This window comes from Aquitalea pelogenes (genome assembly GCF_001515305.1).
GTDB classification, from domain to species: Bacteria; Pseudomonadota; Gammaproteobacteria; order Burkholderiales; family Chromobacteriaceae; genus Aquitalea; species Aquitalea pelogenes.
In genome coordinates this window covers 38,825-65,582 of sequence record NZ_LNQV01000009.1, presented here as the reverse complement: position 1 = coordinate 65,582, position 26,758 = coordinate 38,825, and the positions used below count along the sequence as shown (strand labels likewise).

25 protein-coding genes and 1 pseudogene are annotated in these 26,758 nt (G+C 58.8%); 10 read left to right on the top strand and 16 right to left on the bottom strand.

What is annotated here, in order from left to right; genetic code table 11:
- The first annotated feature begins 153 nt into the window (after positions 1-153).
- Positions 154-1,077 (top strand): 2-hydroxyacid dehydrogenase, encoded by a 924-nt coding sequence (locus AWT75_RS05630; RefSeq protein ID WP_062788069.1) that lies wholly within the window; start codon positions 154-156, stop codon positions 1,075-1,077.
- On the opposite strand, the gene AWT75_RS22660 is transcribed toward AWT75_RS05630, so the two are convergent.
- Complete coding sequence (locus AWT75_RS22660; protein ID WP_239689479.1) at positions 1,071-1,361, bottom strand: M23 family metallopeptidase; 291 nt, start codon at positions 1,359-1,361, stop codon at positions 1,071-1,073. The genes AWT75_RS05630 and AWT75_RS22660 overlap by 7 nt on opposite strands.
- Positions 1,362-1,847: 486 nt before the next feature.
- Between AWT75_RS22660 and AWT75_RS05620 the strand changes: the two genes are divergently transcribed.
- Complete coding sequence (locus AWT75_RS05620) at positions 1,848-2,093, top strand: CDGSH iron-sulfur domain-containing protein (protein WP_045845519.1); 246 nt, start codon at positions 1,848-1,850, stop codon at positions 2,091-2,093.
- A 58-nt stretch (positions 2,094-2,151) separates the two neighbouring features.
- Here AWT75_RS05620 and ettA read toward each other — a convergent pair whose 3' ends face one another.
- The 8 genes and pseudogenes from ettA to gpmI form a co-directional block, all read right to left on the bottom strand.
- Complete coding sequence (ettA, locus tag AWT75_RS05615; protein WP_062788067.1) at positions 2,152-3,819, bottom strand: energy-dependent translational throttle protein EttA; 1,668 nt, start codon at positions 3,817-3,819, stop codon at positions 2,152-2,154.
- Between the two features lie 82 nt (positions 3,820-3,901).
- Positions 3,902-4,386, bottom strand: a pseudogene (locus AWT75_RS05610) (DUF456 domain-containing protein).
- A gap of 87 nt (positions 4,387-4,473) precedes the next feature.
- Entirely contained in the window at positions 4,474-6,531 is a 2,058-nt protein-coding gene (gene ppk1, locus AWT75_RS05605) for a polyphosphate kinase 1 (RefSeq protein ID WP_062788065.1), read from the bottom strand.
- 68 nt (positions 6,532-6,599) lie between these two features.
- Positions 6,600-6,872, bottom strand: coding sequence for an oxidative damage protection protein (locus tag AWT75_RS05600; protein ID WP_045845523.1), 273 nt, complete (start codon positions 6,870-6,872; stop codon positions 6,600-6,602).
- Positions 6,873-6,968: 96 nt separating this feature from the next.
- Complete coding sequence (gene argA / locus AWT75_RS05595) at positions 6,969-8,276, bottom strand: amino-acid N-acetyltransferase (RefSeq protein ID WP_045845524.1); 1,308 nt, start codon at positions 8,274-8,276, stop codon at positions 6,969-6,971.
- Between the two features lie 153 nt (positions 8,277-8,429).
- Positions 8,430-9,842, bottom strand: a complete 1,413-nt coding sequence (locus tag AWT75_RS05590) for a S41 family peptidase (RefSeq protein ID WP_045845525.1) — start codon at positions 9,840-9,842, stop codon at positions 8,430-8,432.
- Between the two features lie 45 nt (positions 9,843-9,887).
- Entirely contained in the window at positions 9,888-11,216 is a 1,329-nt protein-coding gene (locus tag AWT75_RS05585; protein ID WP_062788063.1) for a murein hydrolase activator EnvC family protein, read from the bottom strand.
- 101 nt (positions 11,217-11,317) lie between these two features.
- Positions 11,318-12,838: a 2,3-bisphosphoglycerate-independent phosphoglycerate mutase gene (gene gpmI, locus AWT75_RS05580; RefSeq protein ID WP_062788155.1), complete on the bottom strand. Its 1,521-nt coding sequence runs from the start codon at positions 12,836-12,838 to the stop codon at positions 11,318-11,320.
- A gap of 113 nt (positions 12,839-12,951) precedes the next feature.
- On the opposite strand from gpmI, the gene AWT75_RS05575 reads away from it, so the two are divergent.
- Complete coding sequence (locus AWT75_RS05575) at positions 12,952-13,248, top strand: ArsR/SmtB family transcription factor (protein ID WP_045845528.1); 297 nt, start codon at positions 12,952-12,954, stop codon at positions 13,246-13,248.
- 36 nt (positions 13,249-13,284) lie between these two features.
- On the opposite strand, the gene AWT75_RS05570 is transcribed toward AWT75_RS05575, so the two are convergent.
- Positions 13,285-13,740 (bottom strand): DUF4442 domain-containing protein, encoded by a 456-nt coding sequence (locus tag AWT75_RS05570; RefSeq protein WP_062788061.1) that lies wholly within the window; start codon positions 13,738-13,740, stop codon positions 13,285-13,287.
- Positions 13,741-13,812: 72 nt separating this feature from the next.
- Positions 13,813-15,168, bottom strand: coding sequence for an exodeoxyribonuclease VII large subunit (xseA, locus tag AWT75_RS05565; protein ID WP_062788059.1), 1,356 nt, complete (start codon positions 15,166-15,168; stop codon positions 13,813-13,815).
- A 381-nt stretch (positions 15,169-15,549) separates the two neighbouring features.
- Between xseA and AWT75_RS05560 the strand changes: the two genes are divergently transcribed.
- The 7 genes from AWT75_RS05560 to trhA all read left to right on the top strand — a co-directional run bounded on the left by AWT75_RS05560 (position 15,550) and on the right by trhA (position 20,129).
- Positions 15,550-16,173, top strand: coding sequence for a MotA/TolQ/ExbB proton channel family protein (locus AWT75_RS05560; RefSeq protein ID WP_045845531.1), 624 nt, complete (start codon positions 15,550-15,552; stop codon positions 16,171-16,173).
- On the top strand, positions 16,170-16,589 hold the full coding sequence (locus AWT75_RS05555; RefSeq protein WP_045845532.1) for an ExbD/TolR family protein: 420 nt from the start codon (positions 16,170-16,172) through the stop codon (positions 16,587-16,589). Before AWT75_RS05560 ends, AWT75_RS05555 begins: the two co-directional genes overlap by 4 nt.
- Positions 16,586-17,617, top strand: a complete 1,032-nt coding sequence (gene lpxK, locus AWT75_RS05550; protein ID WP_062788057.1) for a tetraacyldisaccharide 4'-kinase — start codon at positions 16,586-16,588, stop codon at positions 17,615-17,617. Before AWT75_RS05555 ends, lpxK begins: the two co-directional genes overlap by 4 nt.
- Positions 17,607-17,789 carry a Trm112 family protein gene (locus AWT75_RS05545; RefSeq protein ID WP_045845534.1) on the top strand — a complete coding sequence of 61 codons (183 nt, stop codon included), beginning with the start codon at positions 17,607-17,609 and terminating at the stop codon, positions 17,787-17,789. The genes lpxK and AWT75_RS05545 overlap by 11 nt, the downstream gene beginning before the upstream one ends.
- On the top strand, positions 17,786-18,547 hold the full coding sequence (kdsB, locus tag AWT75_RS05540) for a 3-deoxy-manno-octulosonate cytidylyltransferase (RefSeq protein WP_062788053.1): 762 nt from the start codon (positions 17,786-17,788) through the stop codon (positions 18,545-18,547). The genes AWT75_RS05545 and kdsB overlap by 4 nt, the downstream gene beginning before the upstream one ends.
- A gap of 79 nt (positions 18,548-18,626) precedes the next feature.
- The gene (gene adk, locus AWT75_RS05535) at positions 18,627-19,283 is read left to right on the top strand and encodes an adenylate kinase (RefSeq protein WP_062788051.1); all 657 of its coding nucleotides are present in this window, start codon (positions 18,627-18,629) and stop codon (positions 19,281-19,283) included.
- A 228-nt stretch (positions 19,284-19,511) separates the two neighbouring features.
- Entirely contained in the window at positions 19,512-20,129 is a 618-nt protein-coding gene (gene trhA / locus AWT75_RS05530) for a PAQR family membrane homeostasis protein TrhA (RefSeq protein WP_045845537.1), read from the top strand.
- A gap of 66 nt (positions 20,130-20,195) precedes the next feature.
- Here trhA and AWT75_RS05525 read toward each other — a convergent pair whose 3' ends face one another.
- From AWT75_RS05525 to AWT75_RS05505, 5 genes are all read right to left on the bottom strand, one after another.
- On the bottom strand, positions 20,196-21,779 hold the full coding sequence (locus AWT75_RS05525) for a DUF3369 domain-containing protein (protein WP_062788047.1): 1,584 nt from the start codon (positions 21,777-21,779) through the stop codon (positions 20,196-20,198).
- A complete protein-coding gene (locus tag AWT75_RS05520; protein ID WP_045845539.1) occupies positions 21,776-23,323 on the bottom strand; it encodes a sensor histidine kinase in 1,548 nt (515 codons plus the stop codon). The genes AWT75_RS05525 and AWT75_RS05520 overlap by 4 nt, the downstream gene beginning before the upstream one ends.
- A 225-nt stretch (positions 23,324-23,548) precedes the next feature.
- Entirely contained in the window at positions 23,549-24,454 is a 906-nt protein-coding gene (locus AWT75_RS05515) for a DMT family transporter (RefSeq protein ID WP_062788045.1), read from the bottom strand.
- 170 nt (positions 24,455-24,624) lie between these two features.
- The gene (locus AWT75_RS05510) at positions 24,625-26,085 is read right to left on the bottom strand and encodes a bifunctional ADP-dependent NAD(P)H-hydrate dehydratase/NAD(P)H-hydrate epimerase (protein ID WP_062788043.1); all 1,461 of its coding nucleotides are present in this window, start codon (positions 26,083-26,085) and stop codon (positions 24,625-24,627) included.
- A 2-nt stretch (positions 26,086-26,087) separates the two neighbouring features.
- Positions 26,088-26,708, bottom strand: a complete 621-nt coding sequence (locus AWT75_RS05505) for a flavin prenyltransferase UbiX (protein WP_045845542.1) — start codon at positions 26,706-26,708, stop codon at positions 26,088-26,090.
- Between the last annotated feature and the right edge of the window lie 50 nt (positions 26,709-26,758).

Here is a 26,758-nt window from a genome sequence, read left to right as displayed (position 1 = left end):
GCGTTTGTTGTTCCTGAATCCCAAGCCGTGATCTTGGCGCATTGTGCGGTTTGGGGCAATCCGGGATAAAACGCGTTGGGGCTGCCCAGGCAGGGCAGCATTATCTACAATGCATGACTCATGCCAGCGAGCTGGTCAAATCCGGAGATGCCAATGTTATACCTCTATACCCCGCAGGACATGGCGCGTTATCAGCATGCCTTGCAACAGGCCCTGCCACAGCAGGAGGTAAGGTGTTGGCCGGAAGAGGTGGTTGCCGGGCAGGTGAAATATGCGGTGGTGTGGAACCCGCCAGCCGGTTTTTTCAAGGACATGGTAAATCTGCAGGCCGTGTTTGTGCTGGGCGCAGGGGTAGACCGCATCCTGAAGCGTGACGATCTGGACCCGACAGTACCGATTGTGCGGCTGACTGATGCTGGCATGGCGCAGCAAATGCTGGAGTACGTGTTGTACGGTGTGCTGCATGTACAGCGGCAGATGGGGCAATACCGCCGCCAGCAGGCGCTGCGACAGTGGCAAGCGCTTACTGCGCCATCGGCGGGGCAAATCCACATCGGTGTGCTTGGCCTGGGCGAGATTGGTGGCTGGGTGGCACAGTCGCTGGCCGCCATGGGCTATGCGGTGGCTGGCTGGAGCCGTGCTGGTCGGCAATTGCCGGGCGTGCAGGACTACATCGGCCAGGCTGCGCTACCGGATATGCTGGCGCGTAGCGATATCCTGGTGAATCTGCTGCCTGCCACAGCACAGACGCGTGGCCTGCTTGATGGACGTATGTTGTCGCACTTGCCGTCCGGTGCGGCAATCATCAATGCCGGGCGTGGCGAGCAGGTGGATGAAGCGGCCTTGCTGGGCCTGCTCGATAGCGGGCATCTGCTCTTTGCCATGCTGGATGTGTTCGAGGTGGAGCCACTGGAAAGCGTGCATCCCTTGTGGAGTCACCCCTCGGTGCTGTTGACCCCGCACATTGCTGCCATGACCCTGGTGGAGCCTGCAGTGGAGCAGATTGCCGCCAATGTGCAGGCCATCAGTCAGGGGCGGTTGCCGCAAGGCCTGGTAGAGCGCGAGCGGGGCTATTGAGCGGGGAGCGCGCTCAGCGGGTCGATGGCCTGCCCCTGACGGCGCAACTCGAAATGCAGCATGTCGCGATTGCTGCCGGTATGGCCCACGGTGGCAATCTGCTGGCCGGCCTGTACGGTTTGGCCTTCCTTCACCAGCAAGGTCTGGTTGTGGGCATAGGCGGTCAGGTAGTCATTGCCGTGCTTGATGATGAGCAGATTACCGTAAGCACGGATGCCCTTGCCGGCATAGGCCACCGTACCGCTGGCTGCCGCCCGTACCGGGTCGCCCGCCTTGCCGGCAATATCGATGCCCTTGTTGCTGTTGCCGTTGAACTTGCCAAGCAGGGCACCACGAATGGGCCATTGCAGGCTGATGCCAGGTGCAGCCGGGCGAGTGGCTGGGGGGTGGTGTGGTTTTGACCGTGGTAGCAGGAGGGGTTGTCTTGGCCGGAGCGGTGCTTGCCGGGCTGACGCGCAACAACTGTCCGGCCGTGATGCTGGACGGGTCTGCCAGCTTGTTCCACGCCACCAGTGCGTTCACGCTTTGATGATGATTGAGCGCAATGCGGTACAAGGTATCCCCGGGGCGTACACGGTAATACCCTGCCGGGGCGGGCGAGGTGTCGGGCAGGGTGCTGCAGGCTGCCAGCAGCAGGAAGGACAGGCAAACGAGGTAGCGCATGCCTTGCATTTTAACATTTCCCTGATTGCCTGCATGAGGCAGGCTGGCGCAGCGGGCAGTGGTCTTCTAAGCTGAAAGCCCGGGTGTGGTTCTGCAAGGAGTGTCGCATGGCTGATCAACCGTTTTCACCGCAGAGTTTTCCCTATGCAGTTGAAGTGGAGGCCGGCAAGCATTATTGGTGGTGCGCTTGCGGGCAGAGTGAAAAGCAGCCGTTTTGTGATGGCAGTCATGCCGGTTCCTGTTTCAGTCCGGTCGAGTATGTGGCGGACAAAAGCGGCCTGGTGTACTTCTGTGGCTGCAAGCTGAGCGAAGGTCAGCCCTTGTGCGATGGTTCGCACAGCCAGTTGTCCTGAACCGTTGATACCGTAAAGAAAAACCCCGCCAAGGCGGGGTTTTTTTGTGACTGGCCGATCAGCGGGTAATCGGCTTGTAGCGGATACGCTTGGGCTTGGCACCTTCTTCGCCCAGTCGTTTTTTCTTGTCGGCTTCGTATTCCTGATAGTTGCCGTCGAAGAAGGTCCATTGCGATTCGCCTTCCGCTGCCAGGATGTGGGTGGCGATACGGTCGAGGAACCAGCGGTCGTGGGAAATCACGAACACGGTGCCGGCGAATTCCAGCAGCGCATCTTCTAGCGCACGCAGGGTTTCCACGTCAAGGTCGTTGGACGGTTCGTCCAGCAGCAATACGTTGCCGCCCTTGAGCAGGGTCTTGGCCAGATGCAGACGGCCACGCTCACCACCGGACAGCATGCCTACCTTCTTCTGCTGGTCGGCACCCTTGAAGTTGAAGCGGCCCAGATAGGCGCGGCTGGACATTTCAAAACGGCCCACGGTCAGCAGGTCGGCACCGCCAGATACGTCGTCAAATACGGTCTTGTCGTCTTCCAGGCCTTCGCGGCTTTGTTCGACAAAGGCCATCTGCACGGTCTGGCCGATTTTCACCGTACCGCTGTCCGGCTGTTCCTTGCCGGCAATCATCTTGAACAGGGTGGATTTACCCGCGCCGTTGGGGCCGATGATGCCGACGATGGCACCAGCCGGTGCCTTGAACGACAGGTTGTCGATCAGCAGGCGGTCGCCAAAGCCTTTGGATACGCCATCGAATTCGATGACTTCGTTCCCCAGGCGCTCGGCCACCGGGATGAAGATTTCCTGGGTTTCGTTACGCTTCTGGGTTTCGTAGCTGGACAGTTCTTCAAAGCGGGCGATACGCGCCTTGGACTTGGCCTGGCGGCCCTTGGGGTTCTGGCGTACCCATTCCAGTTCCTGCTTCATCGCCTTCATGCGGGCGCCTTCGCTCTTGGCTTCCTTCTCCAGGCGTTCTTCCTTCTGCTCCAGCCAGCTGGAATAGTTGCCTTTCCACGGAATGCCTTCGCCACGGTCCAGTTCCAGAATCCATTCGGCGGCGTTGTCGAGGAAGTAGCGGTCGTGGGTAACGGCCACTACGGTACCGGGGAAACGCACCAGGAATTGTTCCAGCCACTCTACCGATTCGGCGTCCAGGTGGTTGGTGGGTTCGTCCAGCAGCAGCATGTCCGGCTTGGACAGCAGCAGCTTGCACAAGGCGACGCGGCGTTTTTCACCACCGGACAGCGGGCCGATCTTGGCATCCCACGGCGGCAGGCGCAGCGCGTCGGCAGCCAGTTCCAGTTGCAGTTGTACATTGTCGCCGGCACCGGCAGAGATGATGGCTTCCAGCTTGGCCTGTTCTTCGGCCAGCGCGTCGAAGTCGGCATCCGGGTCGGCATAGGCGGCATACACTTCTTCCAGTCGCTTTTGCGCACCCATCACGTCGCCCATGCCGCTTTCCACTTCTTCGCGCACGGTCTTCTCCGGGTCCAGCTGCGGCTCCTGCGGCAGATAGCCGATTTTCACGCCAGGCAGATGCTGTACTTCGCCGTCGTATTCCTTGTCCACATTGGCCATGATGCGCAGCACGGTGGATTTGCCGGAACCGTTCAGGCCCAGCAGGCCGATTTTGGCACCGGGGAAGAAGGACAGGGAGATGTCCTTGATGATCTGGCGCTTGGGCGGCACCACTTTGCTCACGCGGAGCATGGACATTACGTATTGAGCCATGAGGGACCCTGCTGAAGATAATCGTTAAGCGGTAGATTCTACCAAAAGCGGGCCGGCTGCGCTGTGCTGCCCGTGTTTGTCCTTACCAGAACCAGGCAAACAGGGCAGTGGCCAGCATGGCAAAGGCACAGCCAATCTTGGCTATTGTGCCGATCAGGAAACCGGCCAGTGTGCCCAGGCCCACACGCCCGGCCTGCCAGGCATCACGCCGGGCCAGCAGCTCGCCGATGGCCGCTCCCAGCAGCGGCCCCAGAATGACACCGATCAGTCCCAGCGGCAGGCCGACAATGCTGCCGATAAAAGCTCCCCACAATGCCTGCTTGCTGGCACCAGTCAGTTTGGCCCCAAGCAAGCCGGCGACAAAGTCGATCAGCAAGCCCAATACAGTCAGCAGTGCCATGATGAGCAGGGCGCTGTGCCCAGATGGGCGAAGTGATCGGCCCAGGCCAGCAGCAGAAAGCCACCCAGCATCAGCGGCAGGCCGGGCAGGGCGGGAAACAGGGTGCCGGCCATGCCCAGTACGATTAGCAGGGCAGCAAGCAGGGTAAACAGGATTTCCACAGACATTCCTTGATAAGGTGGCTGCCATAAGAAAACGGCCAGTGGGTGGAAGTTCCACCGACCGGCCGCGGGCATGCAGACAAGAAATACCTGTCAGCGCGCGTATTCTTCCAGCAGCAGGTTCTGGGCGCAGCGTTCCTTGCCGCGGCTGGGGCGACGTTTGTAGCTGCCGTCTGCCTGCATGTCCCAGGCGTTGACGTTGTCTTCCAGATACAGGCGCAGTGCTTCCTTGATCACCCGGCGTTTGACCTTGGGGTCCAGAATCGGCACGCAGGTTTCGATACGGCGGAACAGGTTGCGACCCATCCAGTCGGCACTGGCGATGTACAGGTTTTCCTGCTTGTCGTTGTAGAAGTAGTAGACGCGCGGATGTTCCAGGAAGCGCCCCACCACCGAACGCACGGTGATGTTGTCCGACAGCCCCGGCACACCGGGGCGCAGCGCGCAGACGCCACGCACGATGAGCTGGATCTTCACCCCGGCCTGGCTGGCGCGGTACAGCGCGTGGATGACCTGCGGTTCCAGCAGTGCGTTCATCTTGGCGATGATCTGTGCCGGACGGCCTTGCTGGGCGTGCTCGATCTCCCGCTCGATGGAGTCGATCAGCAGGCTGTGCAGGGTGAACGGGCTTTGGTGCAGCTGCTTGAGCTGGCTGGCGCGGCCCAGACCGGTGAGCTGCACGAAGATGTCATTCACATCGCTGGCGATTTCTTCGTTGCAGGTGAGCAGGCCAAGGTCGGTATAGAAACGGGCGGTGCGCGGGTGATAGTTGCCGGTGCCCAGGTGCACGTAGCGGCGCAGGCGCTTGTCCTCGCGACGGATCACCATCAGCATCTTGGCATGCACCTTATAACCGAACACGCCATACACCACGTGGGCACCTGCATCTTCCAGATGGCTGGCCCAGCTGATGTTGGCTTCTTCGTCAAAGCGCGCCATCAGTTCCAGCACCACTGTCACCTGCTTGCCGGCGCGGGCGGCAGCAATCAGCGATTCCATCAACACCGAGTCGGTACCGGTGCGGTATACCGTCATCTTGATGGCGACCACCTGCGGGTCGGTCGCGGCCAGGTTCAGCATGTCAATGACAGGCTGGAAGCTCTGGAAGGGGTGGTGCAGCAGGATGTCACCCTTGCGGATGGCGTCGAACAGCGGCACTTTCTTGCTCAGCTGGTCTGGCAGCGAGGGTACGAAAGGCGGGAATTTCAGGTCCGGCCGGTCAACCAGGTCCGGCACCTGCATCAGGCGTACCAGGTTCACCGGGCCGTTGACGCGGTATACGTCCGGCTTCTTCAGGTTGAACTGGGTCAGCAGGAACTCTTCCATGTGCGGTGGGCAGGTGTCGGCAATTTCCAGCCGTACCGCATCACCAAACTGGCGCTGACTCAATTCGCCTTGCAAGGCGGTGCGCAGGTTTTTCAGGTCTTCATCTTCCACGGTCAGTTCGCTGTCACGGGTGACGCGGAACTGGTAGCAGCCCTTGACCGTCATGCCCAGGAACAGCTCGTGTACATGCGAGTGCAGGATGGAGGACAGGAAGACAAAGGTATGCGGGTGGCCGCTGCACACTTCCGGCGGCACCTTGATCACGCGCGGCAGAATGCGCGGTGCCTGCACGATGGCGATGTCGGACTGGCGGCCAAAGGCATCGCGGCCTTCCAGTTCCACAGCGAAGTTGAGCGACTTGTTCAGCACCTTGGGGAAGGGGTGGGACGGGTCCAGCCCGATCGGGGTGAGAATGGGCATCAGCTCGTTGCTGAAGAAGTCGTGCACCCATTCTTGTTGCTGTTCGGTCCATTCGTTACGGCGCAGGAAGATGATGTCTTCTTCACGCAGCGCCGGGAACAGGACATCACTCATCACCGCATATTGCTGGCGCACCAGTTCGTGCGAGGCGGACGAAATCCGCGCCATGATCTGCGCCGGTGTCGAGCCGTCTGCCAGAATGCGCCCCGGGGTGAGCTGGGCGGTTTCCTTCAGCCAGGCCATGCGCACTTCAAAGAATTCGTCCAGATTGGAGGAGACGATGCACAGGTATTTCAGGCGTTCGAGCAGCGGCAGGCTTGGGTCTTCTGCTTGGGCCAATACCCTGCGGTTGAATTCGATCAGGCCCAGTTCACGGTTAAGCAGCAACTCGTGGCTTTGTGACATACGGTTTCGCGCCAATGGTGATGAGGTGTGGAGACAAAAAAGCCCTCGCGCAGGAGGGCTTGAAACAATTACTGCTGCGGTGGCGTGTAGCCAGCCGGTGCATCGGCACCCTGACCGAAGAAGTAGGCATCCAGCTGTGCAGCCAGATACTGGCGCGCACGCGCATCCGCCAGGCTCAGACGGTTTTCGTTGATCAGCATGGTCTGATAACGCAGCCAGCCTTGCCAGGCTTCCTTGGAGACATTTTCATACACACGCTTGCCAAGCTCGCCCGGCAGGGGCGGAAAGTCCAGACCTTCAGCCTCGCGGCCCAGCTTGATGCAATTGACGTTTCTGGCCATTGCTAATCCTTGCAAAATTGAACTGAATATACTGCATTATTGTGTCACAACCATGACACCCTTCCAACCATGCCGCCGCCGGGGTGGTATGCCGGCTTACAATTCCTTGACGAAGATCTTGGAACGGCGCTGGTTGTTGTAAAAGGCCTGACGCGCCAGTGGCAGCTGGCCACGGCCGGCTTCGGCAAAACCGCGCTCAACAAACCAGTGGGCTGTCTGGGTGGTCAGCACGAACAGGGCTTTCAGGCCGCGGGTACGTGCCTGGTATTCCACGTGTTTGAGCAGGGTTTCGCCAAAGCGGCCTTCACGCCGTTCCGGTGCCACAGCCAGGCAGGCCAGTTCGGCCATGCCGGCTTCGGGAAACACATGCATGGCCACGCAACCGTAGATTTTGCCGTCATGTTCCAGCACCGAGTATTGGGAAATTTCCATTTCCAGATGCTCGCGGCTGCGCTTGACCAGGATGCCCTGTTCTTCCAGCGGGCGGATCAGGTTCAGGATGGGGCCGATGTCGTCCACACTGGCATTGCGCACCTTCACCAGACTGTCGCGGGCAATCATGGTGCCGGTGCCGCCATTGGTGAACAGTTCGGCCAGTAGCGAACCATCTTCGTGATGGCTGACCAGATGGGCACGCGGGATGCCATCGCGGGTGGCCTTGATGGCATAGGGCAGGTAGGCGGTGACGTCACGTTGCAGATGGCCTGCCTGCAACAGGTCTTCTGCCTGCTGCGCGGTGAGCGAGCTGACATGCTGGCCCAGCTCATTGGTGACACCACGCCCTTCAATCACGAAGATCAGCTTTTCGGCTTTGAGGGCTGACGCCAGCTGGGCGGCCATTTCTTCCATGGTGAGGTTGAAGGCTTCGCCGGTCACCGAATAGCCTACCGGCGAGAGCAACACCAGTTCACCGGCGGATAGCCGGGTATTGATGCCGTCCACGTCGATGCGCCTTACCTGGCCGGTGAACTGCATGTCCACACCATCCAGCACACCCAGCGGCTGGGCAGTGATGAAATTGCCGCCGGCCACGCGCAGATGGGCACCGAACATGGGCGAGTTTGGCATGCCCATCGACAGCTGAGCCTCAATGCCGTAGCGGGTTGCCCCACTGGCTTGCTTGACGATTTCCATGGTGCTGGCATCGGTCACTCGTCGGTCGCGGTGAAACAGCCGGTTCAGGCCGAAGCGTTTGAGCAAGGCTTCGATCTGGGGGCGGATGCCATGTACCAGCACCACGCGCACGCCCAGGCTCACCAACAGGTTGATATCCTGTGACAGATTGTGAAAACCGCCTTCCATCACGGCTTCGCCACTGACTGCCAGTACGAAGGTTTTCCCGCGGAAGGTATTGATGTAGGGGGCGGCTTCACGGAAGGAGAGGACAAATTCCCGGTTCAGCATTGTTGGATTGGCTCCCGCCAGATAAATACGTCAGAAGCGACAAGCCTAGCAGGAATACAAGGGGATGGGCAGGGCTTTTGCCGCTTGCCGCGCGGTAGCTGCAAATGAAAACAGCCACCCCATCGGCTGACGGGGTGGCTGTCGCAACAAGGCTCAATTGCCTTGTTTGATCAGGATTTGCTGCACTTTCAGGATGTTCAGGCCCTGGGACAGCTGGTAGTCCTTTTGTGGGTTTGGCTCGCGCGGATTGTCCGGGCTGGCGTTCTTGTCATCCTGCGGCTTGGGCGTTTCCTGTTTGATCACAGGAGGAGTCACCGGCTTGGCTGGCTTGGCCGATTTGGACGGGGTTTCTTCGCCATTCGGATTGGCCAGATGGTTTTCCAGATCAGCCTCGCGTACGCGTAGAGCCTGGTCTGCCGCGGTGACGGTTGCGTCTTCCACCACCACATCCGGCACAATGCCCTTGGCCTGGATGGAGCGGCCGCTAGGGGTAAAGTAGCGGGCGGTGGTCAGCTTGATGCCACCGGCGCTGCCCAGCGGCAGGATGGACTGCACCGAGCCCTTGCCAAAGGTCTGGGTACCCACCAGTACAGCACGCTTGTGGTCTTGCAGGGCACCGGCAACGATTTCGGACGCCGAGGCCGAGCCACCATTCACCAATACCACCAGTGGCACCTTGTGGGTTTCCTGCGGCAGTACCGATAGCGGGTCCGGCATGCCGGGGCGGCCATAGTTCTGTGCGGAAGCCGTCAGTTTCATCTTGGCGTCAGCAGTACGGCCTTCGGTATACACCACCAGCGCATCCTTGGGCAGGAAGGCGGCGGATACCCCGACGGCGCTGGTCAGCAAGCCACCCGGGTCGTCACGCAGGTCCAGCACCAGGCCCTTGAGCGGCTGCTTGTTCTGCTTGGTCATGCTGGCAATGGCTTCGGCCAGGTTTTCCGTGGTGTGCTCCTGGAACTGGGTGATGCGCACATAGCCATAACCCGGTTCCAGCAATTTGGACTTCACGCTCTTGGTCTTGATGATGGCGCGGGTGATGGCAAATACCAGCGGCTTGGTTTCGTTCTTGCGGGCAATGGTGAGCGTGACCTTGCTGCCCGGCTTGCCGCGCATGCGCTTGACCGCGTCGTTCAGCGACAGGCCGCGTACCGGTGTGTCGTCAATCTTGATGATGAGGTCACCGCTCTTGATGCCGGCCTTCTGTGCCGGGGTATCTTCGATTGGCGACACCACCTTCACCAGGCCGTCTTCGGCACCGATCTCGATGCCCAGGCCGCCAAATTCACCCTGGGTACCTTCGCGCAGTTCCTTGAAGGCTTCCGCATCCATGTAGTCGGAGTGGGGGTCCAGCCCGCTTAGCATGCCCTTGATGGCTTCGGTAATCAGCTTCTTGTCATCGACCGGGTCGACATAATCCTGCTTGATACGGCCAAACACTTCGGCAAAGGTACGCAATTCATTCAGTGGGAGCGTGGTGGGCTCCTTGCCGGCAAAAGCCTGCACGCTGAGGGTGAGGGCGCCGCCTGCCAGTGCGCCGGCGGCAAGCCAGGCAATTTTTTTCATGCGATGACTAGTCATATTGTGTGTTGGTCTCCGATACCGCGGGGCTTAACGTACCCAGGTTTGCGGGTTGAGAGGTTGTCCCATATGCCGGATTTCAAAGTACAGGCCGGATTCGCCGCTGTCCAGTGCGCCAGTGTTGCCGAGTGTTTCGCCGGCCTTGACCGTGCTGCCCACACTCTTGCCGATGGCAGAGAGGCCGGTGTACACCGTCAGGTAATTGCCACCGTGATCCACAATCACGGCGTTACCGAATCCGCGTAGCGCATCAGCATACACTACGTTGCCATCGGCGACTGCATGAACCGGCTGGCCCGGTGCCGTCTTGATGAACACGCCTTTCCACGATGTGCCTTCACTGCGTGCGCTGCCAAAGCGGCCTGCCAGTTGGCCGGACACCGGCATCTTCATGCGGCCCTGCAGGCTGGCAAAGGCTTTGCCGGATGCACTGCCGTCGGCCACTTCCGCCACCGGTTTTTCAACCGGTACCGGCACCGACTTCCTGGCCACTTCCGGCACCGGCTTGCCTTGTTTGCGGGCGTTTTCGGCCAGTTTGCGACGGCGCTCGTTTTCCTTCTTCGCTGCCAGCGCGGCAGCCTGACGGGCCTTGCGTTCTTCGGCCGCCTTGCGGATGGCTTCCTGACGGCGACGTTCGATTTCCTGGTTGATCTGGGCAATCAGGTTGGTCAGCCGTTTTTCGTCTTCCTGCAGCTTGCCCAGCCTGCTTTGTCCGGCCTGGATTTCACCGGAGATCTTGTTCAGCTGGGCCAGCTTGTTGCTCTTGCTGTTGAGCAGGGCGTTCTTTTCCCGGCTTTTGTGGTTGGACAGCGCATCCAGCCGCGCCAACTCCTGTTCCAGCTGATAGGTTAGCGCTTCCAGCTCATGCTGGTGGCTGATCAGCTGCGTCACCATTTGTTGCTGCGCCTTGGCAATGTGCTGGTAATACACCATGTCGCGCGAGGTCTGGTTCGGGTCGTCGGCATTGAGCATCAGCTTCATGGCGTCGTGATCGCCGCTCTTGTACTGTCTTGCCAGCATTTGCGCCACGCGCTGGCGGGTTTCTGCCAGTTTGTGGGCGGTGGTCTGGACTTGCAGACGCAAGTCGGCCAGTTGCTGTGCCGAGTTGTTCTGCTTGTTTTCCAGCTTGGCAATCACCTGATTGGTTTGGGCGATGGCCTGTTCCGACTCCTGGATGGCGGACTTGGCTTCCTGCTGCACAGCCTGCTTCTGCGCCAGGTCTTTTTTCAGGTTATCGATTTCCTTGCGGACCGATTGCAGGTTCTGTTGTTGTGGCGCAGTGGATAGGGGGAGAGAGGCAGAGGAGGGGGCGGCCTGGGCCGCGCCAGCCAGCAGGGCTAGCAGCAATATCGGTTTCATTCCATTTTCGCTTCGGATTACACCTGTTGCCAGCATGATAACAGGGCGGCGCAGACAAGGCAGCCGCATTGCCGGCCTGCTTGGCAGGCCGGCGTGGGGTCTTACTCGAAGTCGATCAGCGAGCGGCCAGTCATTTCTGCAGGCTGCGGCAAGCCCATCATGGCCAGCAGCGACGGTGCGATGTCGCGCAGCGCGCCGCCTTCCTTGATGTGCGCCTTGCGACCGACATACAGGAAGGGCACCTTGTCCAGGGTGTGCTGGGTATGCGGCTGATGGTGTGCGGCATCGTACATCTGCTCGCAATTACCGTGATCCGCCGTGATCAATACTTCGCCACCAGCGGCCTGCATGGCTTCCACACAGCGTTTGACACATGCATCCAGCGTTTCCACTGCCTTGACCGCAGCATCGAACTTGCCGGTATGGCCCACCATGTCGCCATTTGCATAGTTGCAAATGATGGCCTGGTACTTGCCGGAGGCAATGGCTTCGACGATATGGTCGGTGACTTGCGGGGCATTCATTTCCGGCTGCAGGTCGTAGGTGGCCACCTTGGGGGAGGGCACCAGGATGCGGTCCTCGCCGGGGTAAACCTGCTCTTCGCCACCATTGAAGAAGTAGGTGACGTGCGGATACTTTTCGGTTTCGGCAATGCGCAGCTGCTTCAGGCCCAGGCTGGCGAGGTATTCCCCAAAACCATTGCTGATTTTCTGCGGGCCATAGGCTACCGGGTTGCTGTAGGCCTCGCCATAGGACGTGAGCGTGACGAACTGCCCCAGTTTAGGCTGACGCGCACTGAAGCCACTGAAGGCAGGGTCGGTGAGGGCGGTGGTGAGCTGGCGCGCACGGTCGGCGCGGAAGTTCATGAAGATGGCGACATCACCATCTTGCATCTTGACCGGGGCGCCAATGCTGGTTGCCGCAACGAATTCGTCGTTTTCATCACGGGCATAGGCCGCAGCCAGCGCTTGCAGGCCGCTGTCCGCATGATAGAGGCCTTCGCCTTCCACCAGCAGGCGGTAAGCCGGCTCCACGCGCTCCCAGCGCTTGTCGCGGTCCATGGCCCAGTAGCGGCCGGTGACGGAAACCAGACGGGCAGCAGGGCAGCCGGCCAGCACTTCATCCAGACGCTTGAGATAGGTTTCGGCACTGCGCGGCGGGGTGTCACGGCCATCCAGGAAGGCATGCACGTAAATATGGGGCACGCCGGCAGCCTGAGCGGCACGGATCAGCGCGAAAATGTGATTTTCATGGCTGTGGACGCCGCCATCGGACAACAGTCCCATGACATGCAGTGCCGAGCCTTTGGCTTGCTGGATGGCCTGCTGCAATACCGGGTTCTGGTCGAAGCGGTTTTCTTCGATATCGCAGTCGATGCGGCTGATGTCCTGTTGGACAATCCGACCTGCGCCGATATTCAGGTGACCCACTTCGGAGTTGCCAAACTGCCCGCTGGGCAGCCCGACGAAGCCTTCGGAGGCATCAATCACGCCGTAGGGATACTGCTGTTTCAGGGCGTCCCAGGTGGGGGTGTTTGCATGCAGGATGGCATTGTCGTCACCTTCCAGCCGGTGTCCGAAGCCATCGAGAATAAGGAGTAAAACGGGTGTGATAGCTGTCATGATGTCCACAATCAGAATATTAGAAATTCTTGATGGTATTGATTTTTTTAGTTAGTATTGTACCGTAGTCAAACCAATATAAATACGCATTGCAAACTACTTAGGAGCAGAGCTTGCTGTTCAACGATGACCAGATCGAACAGTCCTCGCGGGCGATGAAGGCAATGTCTCATCCCTTGCGGTTGAAGATCATTTCGGTACTGGGCGACCAGGAAGTCAGTGTGCAGGATATTGTGGAGCAGGTGGGAACCTCGCAGAGCAACATTTCCCAGCATCTGGCCATCATGCGTGACAAGGGTGTTCTCCGGACAAGGAAAGATGCCAACCGGGTATATTACCGGGTTGGGGATATCCGGACGCTGGAAGTACTGAAAATGATGCGAGAAGTATTTTGTGGCTTTGTCGACTGATCTTTCAGCCTGGCATCGTCAATGCAAAAAGGCCGCTCAGCGGCCTTTTTTGCGTCTGACGTACAGGGTCTTGTGCACGGTGGCCACCACATCGCCAGCACTGTCCCGGATATCGACTTTCAGTTGCGGCAGGTGTTTTTCTCCAGTCGCCGTATGGCGTCGGATATCTGCGATCTGCTGATGGTCCAGATTGAAACGGGCGTGCACCACCCCTTTGCCCGGTTTGTGATATTCGATGCTGCCCGCCTTGTCCCATACCACATAGTCCGGCCCCAGCGACTGCATCAGCATCAGCATGAAAAACGGGTCAGTCATGGAGTACAGACTGCCACCAAAATGCACGCCAACGTAATTGCGGTTGGTCAGCCCGAGTCGCAGGCGTACATCCACCTGCTGCCAGTCTGGCGCAATATGCCCCACCTTGATGCCGGCACCCAGAAAGGGCGGCCACAGGTTGATCAGTGTCTTGAGCAGGCGTGGTGAAAGTTTCATGGCTTAAATTCAAACGGTTGTTTGATATTCATCCTCGATACATTTCATCCCGCTGTCAAGCGCCCTTGCTTTTCAGAAGGGCAATTCCGGTTGCGCGCCAGTGGGGTGATCGACCAGCGCTTCGGTGACGCCATCGGCCAGGCGCAACAGCACGCGCTCGCGGTTCAGCAATTCCTGTAGCGACTTCACCGCATGACCATCCTGCTTTTGCACGATGGCATAACCACGGTTGAGTACTGCCTGCGGATTCATGGCTTCCAGCGTGGCTGCCTGTTGTTGCAGCATCTGTTTGCGGCGGCTAATGAGCAGTTGCATGCCGCGTTGCAAGCTTCCCTGCAACTGGTTCAGCTGATGTTGCTGACGTAGTAGTTGGGGCTGATGCCGCTGCAGGCGGCTGTTTGCCAGCTGCAAGCCAAAGCGGCGACGGTCAAATACGCCATCCAGGCTACGACGTAAACGCGCGGATGCCTGCTGCAAGCTTTGCACTTGCCGTCGCAGTATTTCTCCCGGGTGATTCAGCCGGCGGGACAGGTAGTCCAGTTGCTGTGATTTATCCACCAGCAGCCGACCCAGTGCCCGCTCCAGCCCGCGTTTGGCTTGCTCCAGTTGCAGGCGCAGTTGCTCCTGGCTGGGGGAAACCAGTTCTGCTGCCGCTGTCGGCGTAGGGGCGCGGCGGTCAGCAACAAAATCGCAGATGGTGAAGTCGGTTTCGTGGCCGACACCGCTGACCACCGGAATCCGGCAGGCGGCAATGGCACGCGCAACAATTTCCTCGTTGAACGACCACAAGTCTTCAATGCTGCCACCGCCGCGGCACACAATCAGCACTTCAACTTCCTGCCGTGCCGAGGCTTGCTCGATGGCGGCTGCAATCTGGCGTGCCGCACTTTCTCCTTGTACCTGCGCAGGGTAAAGAATGACCGGGATGTCCGGCATGCGCCGGGCCAGCGTGGTGACCACATCGCGCAGCGCCGCCGCAGCCGGTGAGGTGACAATGCCGATGGCTGCCGGGTGTGCTGGCAGCGGACGTTTGCGTGCTGCATCAAACAAGCCTTCGGCACTCAAGCGGCTTTTCAGCTTTTCGAAGGCCTCGTACAGGCGGCCAAGCCCCGCAGAGCGCATGGTGTCAACATTGATCTGGTAATCGCCGCGGGCCTCGTACAGGGTGACCAGGCCCTTGAGTTCCACTTGCATGCCTTCTGCCAGACGAAACGGCAGCAAGGACAATTTGTGGCGGAACATCACGCAGCGTATTTGTGCGCCGCCATCCTTGAGGGAGAAATAGGCATGACCAGACGCAGCCAGGGTCAGGTTGGAAATTTCTCCGCCAATCCACAACGGTGGCAGGCCGGATTCCAGCAAGTCACGCACCATGCGATTAAGGGAAGAGACGCTGATGACGTCATTGGCCGTGCTATTGAAATTCATGGTTGTCAAGTCATCCACAACAAAAATACCGGTTTTTGTCGTCTGTAAATTGTCGGACAAAGAAGAATGTGGTGTTAAGTGATTGAAAATAAATCACTGTAAAATCAATATGTTATATTGTTTGTGCAAATTGCGGTCAGTTGCCGGAAATGGGCCTGCCGTGCGGTTTTGCCCTATCTGTTCACATGCTTATCAACAAAGTTATCCACAGGATCTGTGGATGCAGGCAAATTTCCCTTACAAAATCACAGCTTAGGGAATTTTCTTGTATTTGTTTCGTAATTTCCTGTTTTTCTGCGCTGCATGACAGCCGCCATGGTTGCCGAGAACTGGCGCAACCGCTAAAGTTTAGCGTTTAGCTAAAGCTTTGGAGAGTGTTTCGTGTGGTCAATTGTTGAAGCGGCCGGCTGGCCGATCTGGACCATCATTCTGGCCTCGGTCATTTCGCTGGCCATCATCTTCGAGCGTCTGTTCAGTTTGCGTGCCTCGTTGATCGTTCCTGATGGTCTGTTGGCACAAACCGTGGCCGAATACCGTCGCGCCGGAGCCTCTGCCGAATTGTTGCAGTTGCTCCAGAACCATTCCCCGTTGGGCAAGCTGTTTGCTGCGGGCCTGCGTAATGTTGGTGTCAGTCGTGAAGTAATGAAAGATGCCATCGAGGACGAAGGCCGTGTGGTGGCGCACCAGCTGGAACGTTTTCTCAATACGCTGGGTACCATTGCCGCCATGGCACCGCTGCTGGGTTTGCTGGGTACGGTAATCGGGATGATTGAAATCTTTGGTTCCCAGGCGCCGGGTGGTTCCAGCAATCCGCAACAGTTGGCCCATGGTATTTCCATTGCCCTGTACAACACCGCTTTCGGCCTGATCGTGGCCATTCCCAGCATGATGTTCTACCGTCATTTCCGCGCTCGTGTGGATGGCTTGCTGGTGGAAATGGAAGCACAGGCGGTGAAACTGGTTGAAGTGGTGCATGGCGAGCGTCAGAACGGTAACCAGTCATGAATTTCCGTCGCGGACGGCACCGTGAGGAGCCGGAAATCAACTTCATCCCGATGATTGATCTGTTGCTGGTGATCCTGATTTTCCTGATGGTCACCACGACCTATTCCAAATTTGCCGAGATGAAGATCAACCTGCCCACGGCGCAGGCCGATACCAGTCAGCAGGAAGCCACACCGATTACCGTTGCTGTGGCGGCTTCCGGTGAAATGGATGTGGCGGGCCATAAACTGTTGCCGGGTGACAAAGCCGGCTTGCAAGCCCAGCTGCGTGATGCGGCTGCCGGCAAGAAAGACCCGGTGGTGGTGGTGAATGCCGATGCCAAGGCGACCCATCAATCGGTGATCAGCGTGATGGAGGCTGCCCGGGCAGCCGGTTTGTTGCAGCTGACATTTGCCACGCAGAACACCACACCGTGAGTCGACTCAGTCAACTGATCGAACGCCACTGGTATCAACCGAGATGGTGGCTGACAGCCCTTCTGGCTCCGCTGGAAGGGCTGTTTGCTCTGTTGGCGGGCCTGCGCAGGGCAGGGTATCGGCTTGGTGTATTACGCAGCCAGCGCCTGGGGGTGCCGGTTGTGGTCATCGGCAACATCAATGTCGGTGGTGTGGGCAAGACGCCGCTTACCCTGGGTTTGCTGGCCAGCCTGCATCAGCAAGGTGTCCGGGTGGGGGTGATCAGTCGTGGTTATGGTGGTTCGCATGCTGAGCCAACCCTGGTCTTGCCAGAGAGCACGCCTGACGAAGTGGGGGATGAACCGCTGCTGCTGGCGGCCAGTGGCGTGCCGGTAGTGGTCGGGCGGGACCGGGTGGCCGCGGGTGAGCACCTGTTACGTCTGTACCCCGAAACACAGCTGATCCTGACCGATGACGGCCTGCAGCATTATCGTTTGGCCCGCACGCTGGAGGTGGTGGTGCTGGACGGGGCCCGCGGGCTGGGTAACGGACACCTGTTACCCGGTGGCCCCTTGCGCGAGCCTGCCAGGAGGCTGGCCAGTGTTGATGCCGTGGTGGTGAATGGTCATGGCGCCGACTTGCCCTTGCCGGCAGACCTGCCGCGGTTTGACATGCAATTGCAGTGCGGGATGCTGCAATCGCTGGCCGAGCCAGACCGTTATCGCCCGGCAGGAGATTTTGCCGGACAGCCGGTGATTGCGCTGGCTGGCATCGGTCACCCGGAGCGATTTTTCCAAACCTTGCAACAGCAAGGCTTTACTTTGCAGCAGTGCCTGCATTTTCCCGATCATCATGTTTTCAGTGCTGCCGATTTGCCTGGCGGCGACAGTCCCGTCATCGTCACCAGCAAAGATGCGGTGAAATTGCGGGGAGTGATTCATGATGCGGCGCAGCGTGCTAGACTATGGATCTTGCCGGTGACGGCCCAGCTGACGCCGGATCTTGCCGGCTGGCTACTTTCCCGATTGAAGATAAGACATGGACGCTAAATTTCTGGACATTCTGGTGTGCCCGCTGTGCAAAGGCCCGCTGGTACTCGACAAGACCCGGCAGGAACTGATCTGCAAGGGCGACCGTCTGGCATTCCCGATCAAGGACGGCATCCCGATGATGCTGGAAACCGAGGCGCGCGAACTGGCGCCGGAAGAAGAAGTAAAATGAGCGGTTTTGCCATCGTCATTCCGGCGCGCATGGCGTCCAGCCGTCTGCCAGGCAAGCCGCTTGCCGACCTGGGCGGCAAACCCATGGTGGTGCGCGTGGCCGAGCAGGCAGCAAAAAGCCGCGCCAGCCAGGTGGTGGTGGCAACCGATCATCCCGACATTCTCGCAGCCTGTGCCGCACATGGCATCGAAGCGGTGATGACACGGGAAGATCACGCCAGCGGTACTGACCGTCTGGCTGAAGTCGCGCAGCGCATGCAATGGCCTGCCGGGCAGGTGGTGGTGAACGTACAGGGCGACGAGCCCTTGATCGACCCGGCCCTGATCGACAAGCTGGCAGCACTGATGGCAGAAACAGGTGTGCCGATGGCAACGGTGGCGCACCCTTTTCATGCCGCGCAGGACATGTTCAATCCCAATGTGGTCAAGGTGGTACTGGATCACGCTGGGCGGGCCCTGTATTTCAGCCGGGCGCCCATCCCCTATGCCCGTGACGCGTTTGCACACGATACAAGCGTGTTGCCTGCCGACCTACCGGTCCTGCGGCACATTGGCATGTATGCCTACCAGGCAGGTTTTTTGCAAACCTACAGCTCATTGAGCCCGGCACCGCTGGAACAGTTTGAAGCACTGGAACAACTGCGCGTGTTGTGGCACGGCTACCCCATCATGGTGGCCACGGTGAGCGAGGCACCCGCAGCCGGCGTGGATACGCCGGAGGATCTGGAACGGGTGCGTGCCGTACTGGCCGGACGCTGAGCGTCAGGCAAGGCCGCAATGCAAGACGGCCGAAGAACACCAATCACAATAAACGACATACAAACTGACGGGAGTAATTATGCGATTGATTCTGTTGGGCGCTCCGGGCGCTGGCAAGGGTACCCAGGCTAACTATATCCGCGAGGAATTCGGCATTCCGCAGATTTCCACCGGCGACATGCTGCGTGCTGCCGTGAAGGCCGGTACGCCGCTGGGTCTGGAAGCCAAGGCCATCATGGATGCCGGCGGCCTGGTGCGTGACGATATCATCATCGGTCTGGTCAAGGAGCGTATTGCACAGGACGACTGTGCCAAGGGTTTCCTGTTTGACGGTTTCCCGCGCACCATTCCGCAGGCTGAAGCCATGATTGCGGCTGGTGTGGATATCGACTACGTGGTGGAAATCGACGTGCCGGATGCCGCCATTGTCGAGCGCATGGCTGGCCGTCGTGTACACGTGGCTTCTGGTCGCACTTACCACGTTACCTTCAACCCGCCGAAAGTGGCTGGCAAGGATGACGAAACCGGTGAAGACCTGATCCAGCGTGACGACGACCACGAAGAAACCGTGAAAAAGCGTCTGGCGGTATATCACGAGCAAACCGAAGTCCTGGTTGGTTTCTACGGCCAGCGTGCTGCCAGTGGCGATGCCAAGGCACCGAAGTATGTGAAGATTGATGGCACACAACCGGTTGAAGTGGTTCGTGGCAACGTGCTGAAGGCATTGGGCGCCTGAGCGACGTTTTTTACTGCCAATGTGACAAAGCGGGCTACGGCCCGCTTTGTTTTTGTATACTGTTTCATATCGAGAATAAGTGGCGGTTTGAACTTGCATTGCCGGTTTGTGCCGCCAACTAGTTGTAGTCCCTGCAGGAACTGCCTGTTACCGGGAACAGTCAATCGCTTGTTTGACCCGTAGTCGTAGCTGGCCATGCACATGGTTGCAGTAAGAAGAGAGAGTGACATGTATTACGGAGAGCGCTTCAACGGCATTTCCCATCTGATTGGTACCGTGCTGGCGGTGACCGGGCTGATCAGCCTGGTGTATGTGGCTGCCGAGCAGGGTGACCCCTGGAAGATCGTCAGCTTCAGCCTGTACGGTTCCACCCTGGTATTGCTGTATCTGATTTCCACCCTGTATCACAGCGCCAAAGGCCGTGCCAAGGCGATTTTGCAAAAGTGCGACCACTCGGCCATCTACCTGCTGATCGCGGGGAGCTACACGCCATACTGTCTGGTGACCTTGCGTGGTGCATGGGGATGGACCTTGTTCGGTTTGAGCTGGGGGCTGGCCATTTTCGGCATCGTCCAGGAACTCACGCTGGGGCGACGTACGCGTTTGTTGTCGATGATTCTCTATGTGGTGATGGGCTGGCTGGTGGTGATTGCCATGCAGCCCCTGATTGCAGCCATGTCCTGGGGTGGTCTGTTCTGGCTGGCGCTGGGCGGGGTGATCTACAGCGTGGGCATTTACTGGTTCATCAATGACGAGAAAATCCGTCACGGGCACGGCATCTGGCATTTGTTCGTGATGGGTGGCAGCATCTGCCAGTTCGTCAGCGTGATGTTCTACGTTGCCTGAGCCTTGCCCCAGTATTGAAAAAGCCGCCCTGATGAATCAGCGCGGCTTTTTTCGTTGCAGCAGATGTTACAGCTCGAAAGGCAAACGGTTTTCCTCCACCAGCGTGCACAGTGCGGTGACCACCACCGGGTCGAACTGGCTGCCTGAGCGGCTGCGGATATAGTCCAGGGTTTCGGACAACTCCCATGGCTCTTTATAAGGACGTTTGTTGAGCAGGGCGTCAAACACATCCACCACTGCGACGATGCGCGCCGACAGCGGGATGGCCTGGCCACTCAGCTTTTGCGGGTAGCCATTGCCATCGAAGTGTTCGTGGTGCCCGCCGGCAATTTCCGAGCCGAGTGACAAATAGCTCTGTCCTTCCACCATCTGGGCCGACTTGGCCAGAATGCTGGCACCAATGCTGGCGTGTTGCTCCATGATGCGGCGTTCGTCCGGGTCCAGCTTGCCGGGCTTGAACAGGATGTGGTCCGGTGTTCCGACCTTGCCCACATCGTGCAGGATGCTGGCCATGCCCACCATGTCCATGAAGTCCGGACTGAGCTGTTCCAGATAATGTCCGCCCCGGCGGATTTCACTGGCAATGGCATGAGTCAGTTTCTGTACCCGCTGCACGTGTGCCCCGGTGTCCGTATCGCGGTATTCGGCCAGGGCCGCCAGTGCTACCACGGTGGCCTCTTGCGAATGGCGTAGCTGGTTGTACAGGTAGAGGTTGTCATAGGCCGAGGAAATGCGTTGGCAGAAGACTTCCAGCAGATTGCGCTCGACATCATCCAGCGGCCAGGGTGGCGTGAAGTGTACGGCAAATTCCCGGCCGTTCTGGGCCGTGATGCACAGCACATCGTAGGGGTGCTGATAGATATTGCGCTTTTCCAGCAAGGCCTGACGGATGGCTTGGGCCAATTCGGGATAATCGTCCAGACTGCCGCTTACGAGCAGGGTTTCATAAGCACCTGCAGCGGCCAGGATTTCCAGCTGTGGCCGACCGGTCAGGTCTGGCGTGCTTTCGACACACAGAATGCCATCGGTGCCTACGTCCAGAATGGCGCTGATCTGCTTGAGCACCCCGGAGGCAAATTCCTTGAGCGAGAACATCTGGTACAAATCGGCCGCACCTTCCAGAATCTTGGCCAGCCCCTGACGGTTCTTTTCGATGGTAATCAGGTTCTCATAGGCCCGCAGGGAGGCAATTACGGTGGTGAACAGCTTTTGTACCGTCAGCTCGGTCTTGGTCTTGTAGTCGTTGATGTCGTAATTGAGGATCACCTCCTGCTCTGGTGCCTGGCCGGGCTGGCCGGTGCGCAGCACGATGCGGGAGGTGTTGTTCTGCATGACTTCGCGAATGCGCTGTACCAGCTGCAATCCGGCATCATCGGTTTCCATTACCACATCAAGCAGGATCAGGGCGATATCATCGTGCAGCTGCAGCATCTGCTCGGCTTGCGCCGCGGAATAGGCGCTGATCAGTTCCAGCCCGCGATCCTTGTAACGGATATTGCGTATCGCCAGCGATGTCGCACTGTGCACATCCGGTTCGTCATCAACGATCAGGATTTTCCATGGCCGTTTGTACGACTGCAGTGCATTGCCGGCGTCTGCCGGGTCGTCCTCCAGCAGCCAGTTGTCATCGTTACTCTCTTGCTGGCTCATCGCTTACCCTCCTTGTGGGAAACCTCAGGAGCGGTGCAGGGCATGGTAATGATGAATACGCTGCCTTTGCCCACTTCGCTGTGCACTTCGATCGTGCCACCGAGACGTTGCCGGATGATGTTATAGACGATGTGCAAGCCCAGGCCGCTGCCGCCATTGCCACGTCGTGTGGTGAAAAAAGGATCGAACACCCGGTTGATGTTTTCTGCCGGAATGCCTTTGCCATCATCCTGGATACTCAGGCGCACTTCGGCCGCCTGGTAGCGCTCGGCCCGGATGTGGATATTGCCACCGGGTTTTTCTTCAAATCCATGTACCAGGGCATTGACCAGCAGATTGGTCACCACCTGGGAGATGGCTCCGGGGTAGCTGTCCAGTAGCAAGTCATCTTCGCAGTCGATGGTGATATTGGTTTGGGAGCGCTTGAAACGCGGCTTGAGGCTGGTGACGATTTCGCTCAGGTAATCGTTTAGCTGGAAATCCCGCCGTTGTTCACTGGTCTGGTCGACGGCAACCTGTTTGAAGCTGTGGATCAGGCTGGCTGCGCGTTCGGAATTGGACAGGATGAGGTCGCAGCATTCACGGGCCGAATCCAGATAGGCCTGGAAGTCGCTTTTCTTGATGCCGCCGTTGTCCAGTTTCTCGGTGATGTGCAGTGTACTGGTGGCCAGGTGGGAAGCGGTGGTCAGTGTGATGCCGACAGGCGTGTTGATTTCATGGGCCACACCGGCCACCAGGCTACCCAGCGAGGCCAGTTTTTCGCTTTCCACCAGCGTTTGCTGGGTTTGCACCAGTTGTTGCAGGGCTTGTTCTGCATTGTCGCGCTCCTGGCGCGCCTGTGCTTCGGCTGCCGTCCGCATGGCCAGATCAGCCGAAATGCGATCCACAATACGGTTGAAACTGCGTCTGACCGCGCCGAACTCATCCTGTGTGGCTTCGGTCAGGCGTAGTGACCTGGCATCGTTGCTGCTGGCTGCCTGGTCCAGTGCGCGTTGCAGTTCCTTGAGCGGGTCGAATACAAAGCGGTTCAGGTTATACGTCATCACAATGAAAATCAGGCCATCCAGCACCAGGATTTCCAGCAGGATTTCCAGCAAGTGCATGGTCTGGCGATGGGCCAGTTGGCTACGTGACAGATAGATGGTCGCCACACCCAGCTTTTCACGGTTCTGATAGATGATGGGAATGGTCAGCGTGTCGTCGCCAACCGGTTTTTCTGCAGGTGCCATATCCCGCAGAGAAGTGGTGTCATTATTGCGGATCCGGCCGATATTCAGCCCGGCATCACCCGTGATGCGGATGGCCAGTACGGAACTCCAGCCCAGTTCGGCATCCAGTGTCAGCCTGGTATAGGCATCATCCATCTGCCACACACCATGCGGCAAGGCCAGTGCCAGCCGTGCCTGCAGTGAGGCGCGCTGTGCCTGATAGTCTTCTTCATCCTGGCTACGGTTTTGCTGGTACGTCATCAAGCCGGTAATGGCCACCACTACCGTCACCCCTATCATCAGCCAGAGCCTGAGCTTGGATTTGATACTGTTCATTACTTTTATTATCCCTTTAGGCCTGCTTAATCCTAGGAAGTCTTGAACTGAAATGCCACTTTTGCCTGTCATGCATGGTGTCACTGCTTGCATGAGGATGTCACTTCAATCTGTCAGGGGAACGTCAATTCCATGGATTCCGGTGGTAAATGGCACCACTTTTGTGCAGAAGAAGGTGTGTAATCCGTGGTGCTGACCCGGAACATCCAGCCTGTGCCTGATGGTTTACTGTGCCTGTACCGCACTACTGGCTTGGCTGCGTTGCAGCTTTTGCAGCAGCAGACCACCGAGAATCAGTCCCAGACCAAGCAGTGTGGATGGCAGGATGGCTTCCCCGATGACAAAGTGGATCAGCACCAGCGATAACAGCGGTGACAGGAAAATCAGGTTGGCGATCTTGGCCGTACTTCGGGTCAGTTTCATCGCACTGAGCCACAAGACAAAAGTGAAGCCCATTTCCAGCGCACCGACATAGGCAGCCCCGGCCAGTCCCTGCCAGGCAACGGGTGTCAGCTGGCCGGTGAGTGCGCAATACAGCAAGGCCAGGGGGAGCGACATCATGAAATTGAGCGTCAGTCCCAGCACCGGTTCGCGCTTGTCACGGGCATTGAAGATCCAGTAGGCCGCCCACAGCAAAGTGGAAGCCAGAGCGAAGCCCACGCCGCGCAAGCTGGAAAAATGCAGGCTCAGCAACTGGCCATGGGTGCCAATCACCAGTACGCCCAGATAACAAATGATGGCAGCGAGGGCGTCGTGCAGGCTGAGTTTGTGCTTGAGCAAGGGGACCGAGAGCAGCGTCATGGTGAGCGCCCAGGTGTAATTGATGGCCTGGGCCTCTTGTGCCGGTAGCAGCGCATAGGCCTGAAACAGGATCAGGTAGTAAATCAGCGGGTTTACCGCACCCAGTACTAAAGAATGGCGCCAGTGTTGTCGTAATGCAGGCCACAGGCTGCCAAGCCTGCCCTGGGCCAGCAAAATACCCAACAGGCAAAGGGTGGAGGCAATGCTGGCATACAAAACCAGTTGTGCCGGAGACAAATGGGCCAGGCTGATCTTGAAGGCGGTTGCCACGGTAGACCATGCCAATACGGCGCTCAGCCCGAACAAATATGCTTTCTTCTGTTGCTGCAAGGAAAATCTCCCATCACGGAATGGCTCCATTCTACCTAGCCGTGTGCAGCACAGAGAACGGTACTTTTCTATAAAAAAAGAATAATTCTTGAATTTTACAATGACTATGTCATTAATCGTCTTTGCGTGTGGAGAGATAGCGCTCGCGAATCGCGATCGTGGATCGTGCTTTAACTGCTTAATCGATTAAGGATGGCGCTGCAGCGCAAGGCAGTAGCCGATGCGGTAAGGCCAATGGGGCCGCCAGCCTCCTGCTGATACTGGTCACCGGCCAGGCCATGCACCCGGACAGCCAGACAGCTGGCTGCCAGTGCGCTCATACCCTGCGCCAATAAGGCGGCAATCAGGCCGGTCAGGACATCACCCTGTCCGGCGACTGCCAGAGCCGGGCCGCCGCTGGTATTCAGGTAATAGGGCTGCCCGGGGGCGCAAATCAGGCTGCCAGCCCCCTTGAGCACCACAACTGCATTGAGTGAAGTGGCCAGCTGTTGCGCGGCCTGTAGCCGGTTTGCCTGAATATCCGCTGTGGTACAGGCCAGCAGACGGGCGGCCTCCGCCGGATGCGGCGTGATGATGGTGGCGGCCTTTCGCTGGCGCAGATGCTTTTGCAAACCGGTATCGGCTGCCAGCAGATTGAGGGCATCCGCATCCAGCACCAGCGGTAGCGGGCTGCCCAGCGATTGTTGCAGCCACTGCACAGCTTGCACGCTTTGCCCGAGGCCGGGGCCCACTGCCAGGACATCACAAGCAGGCTGCTTGGCAGGCTGGGCGTCGCCATGCAGCATCAATTCGGGAAAAGCAGTATCGACGACTAGTCGCGGATCCAGGCTCAGCACATGGACCTTGCCCGCGCCTCCGGCCAGTGCGGCGCGTCCGGCCAGCAACACGGCACCGCTCATGCCGGGGCAGCCTCCCACAATGCTGACCGTGCCGTGGCTGCCTTTATGGCTATCCGGCTCCCGCCGCAGCATGCGGGCATCCTGCCGGTTCAAATAACCGGCAGCCACTGGTTGCAGTTCTGCGGGATAGTCCAGCGGTGCACATTCCACTTGTCCTGCATGGTTGGCACCGGCTGCATAAAACAAACCCGGTTTGTGGCACAGGAAGGTCAGCGTGTGGCTGGCCTTGATGCAGGCTGAAGGAGCCTGGCCGGTATAGGCATTCAGGCCACTGGGGCAATCCAGTGCCAGTGTGGGGCAGGAAAGCTGGTTCAGCTGCTTGATGAGCTGGCACCAGAAGTCATCCAGCGGCCGGTTCAGACCAATGCCAAACAGACCATCAATCAGCAGGGCGGGCGGAGGGTAATCAGTACTCAACTGCTGTAGCGGCAGGCCGCCAGCCTGGCGCAGGGTCTGGAGCTCCTCACGGGCTTCTGTGCTGAGCGGTGGCTGTGGCAGCAGCACATCCACCTGATAACCTTGCTGCATCAGTAGTACTGCGGCTACCAAGGCATCGCCGCCGTTATTGCCAGGACCGGCAGCTACCAGAATGCGCGCACCTTGCGCGACATGCTGCTCCACCCAATCGACCGTGGCCTGCGCGGCCTGCTGCATCAGCTGGATGCCACGTTGTGCGGCGACCACTTCCAGCTGGCGCAAGTCCGCCAGGCTCCACAGGGCTGCATTGTGCATGCTTACTCCTTGCCGGGTTCTCCCCAGCGGGGCATCAGGCTATTAGGAACGCGTAGCTGGTCCAGTATGCGCGCGACCACGAAGTCCACCATGTCTTCGATGGTGGACGGGTGCGTATAAAAGCCCGGTGACGGTGGCAGGATCACCACCCCAAGCCGCGCCAGCTTGAGCATGTTTTCCAGGTGAATGACGGAGAATGGTGTTTCCCGTGGTACCAGAATCAGCTTGCGCCCTTCCTTGATGCTGACATCGGCAGCCCGTTCAATCAGGTTGTCGCTCATGCCTTGTGCAATGGCGGCCAGGGTGCCCATGGAGCAGGGACAGACCACCATGGCGTCGGCCGGGTTGGAGCCGGAGGCGACCGGAGCAAACCATTCTTCACGGCCAAATACCGCCAGCTGTCCTTCTGCTGCAGCTGTGCGTTGTTGCAACCATTGGGCAAATTCGGCAGGGCGGGAGGGGAGTTGCAGGTCCATCTCCTGCTTGGCTACGATTTGTGCTGCCTGGGAATAAAGTACCCATACGCGGACGCCAGCACCAATCAGGGTGTCGATCAGCCGCAGGCCATAGGGCAGGCCGGAGGCTCCGGTAAGGGCAACGGTAACGGTTTGGGGTGTTTGCATCTTGTTTCCAGTGGCGGTCCTGCCTGCCGGCGCAGCGGGATGCTGCGAGC

Excerpts from the sequence above, each read along its gene's own strand:
- AWT75_RS05630 (WP_062788069.1), top strand. The coding sequence starts at position 154 with ATGTTATACCTCTATACCCCGCAGGACATGGCGCGTTATCAGCATGCC.
- AWT75_RS05620 (WP_045845519.1), top strand. The coding sequence starts at position 1,848 with ATGGCTGATCAACCGTTTTCACCGCAGAGTTTTCCCTATGCAGTTGAA.
- ettA (WP_062788067.1), bottom strand. The coding sequence starts at position 3,819 with ATGGCTCAATACGTAATGTCCATGCTCCGCGTGAGCAAAGTGGTGCCG.
- ppk1 (WP_062788065.1), bottom strand. The coding sequence starts at position 6,531 with ATGTCACAAAGCCACGAGTTGCTGCTTAACCGTGAACTGGGCCTGATC.
- AWT75_RS05600 (WP_045845523.1), bottom strand. The coding sequence starts at position 6,872 with ATGGCCAGAAACGTCAATTGCATCAAGCTGGGCCGCGAGGCTGAAGGT.
- argA (WP_045845524.1), bottom strand. The coding sequence starts at position 8,276 with ATGCTGAACCGGGAATTTGTCCTCTCCTTCCGTGAAGCCGCCCCCTAC.
- AWT75_RS05590 (WP_045845525.1), bottom strand. The coding sequence starts at position 9,842 with ATGAAAAAAATTGCCTGGCTTGCCGCCGGCGCACTGGCAGGCGGCGCC.
- AWT75_RS05585 (WP_062788063.1), bottom strand. The coding sequence starts at position 11,216 with ATGAAACCGATATTGCTGCTAGCCCTGCTGGCTGGCGCGGCCCAGGCC.
- gpmI (WP_062788155.1), bottom strand. The coding sequence starts at position 12,838 with ATGACAGCTATCACACCCGTTTTACTCCTTATTCTCGATGGCTTCGGA.
- AWT75_RS05570 (WP_062788061.1), bottom strand. The coding sequence starts at position 13,740 with ATGAAACTTTCACCACGCCTGCTCAAGACACTGATCAACCTGTGGCCG.
- xseA (WP_062788059.1), bottom strand. The coding sequence starts at position 15,168 with ATGAATTTCAATAGCACGGCCAATGACGTCATCAGCGTCTCTTCCCTT.
- AWT75_RS05555 (WP_045845532.1), top strand. The coding sequence starts at position 16,170 with ATGAATTTCCGTCGCGGACGGCACCGTGAGGAGCCGGAAATCAACTTC.
- AWT75_RS05545 (WP_045845534.1), top strand. The coding sequence starts at position 17,607 with ATGGACGCTAAATTTCTGGACATTCTGGTGTGCCCGCTGTGCAAAGGC.
- kdsB (WP_062788053.1), top strand. The coding sequence starts at position 17,786 with ATGAGCGGTTTTGCCATCGTCATTCCGGCGCGCATGGCGTCCAGCCGT.
- adk (WP_062788051.1), top strand. The coding sequence starts at position 18,627 with ATGCGATTGATTCTGTTGGGCGCTCCGGGCGCTGGCAAGGGTACCCAG.
- trhA (WP_045845537.1), top strand. The coding sequence starts at position 19,512 with ATGTATTACGGAGAGCGCTTCAACGGCATTTCCCATCTGATTGGTACC.
- AWT75_RS05525 (WP_062788047.1), bottom strand. The coding sequence starts at position 21,779 with ATGAGCCAGCAAGAGAGTAACGATGACAACTGGCTGCTGGAGGACGAC.
- AWT75_RS05520 (WP_045845539.1), bottom strand. The coding sequence starts at position 23,323 with ATGAACAGTATCAAATCCAAGCTCAGGCTCTGGCTGATGATAGGGGTG.
- AWT75_RS05510 (WP_062788043.1), bottom strand. The coding sequence starts at position 26,085 with ATGCACAATGCAGCCCTGTGGAGCCTGGCGGACTTGCGCCAGCTGGAA.
- AWT75_RS05505 (WP_045845542.1), bottom strand. The coding sequence starts at position 26,708 with ATGCAAACACCCCAAACCGTTACCGTTGCCCTTACCGGAGCCTCCGGC.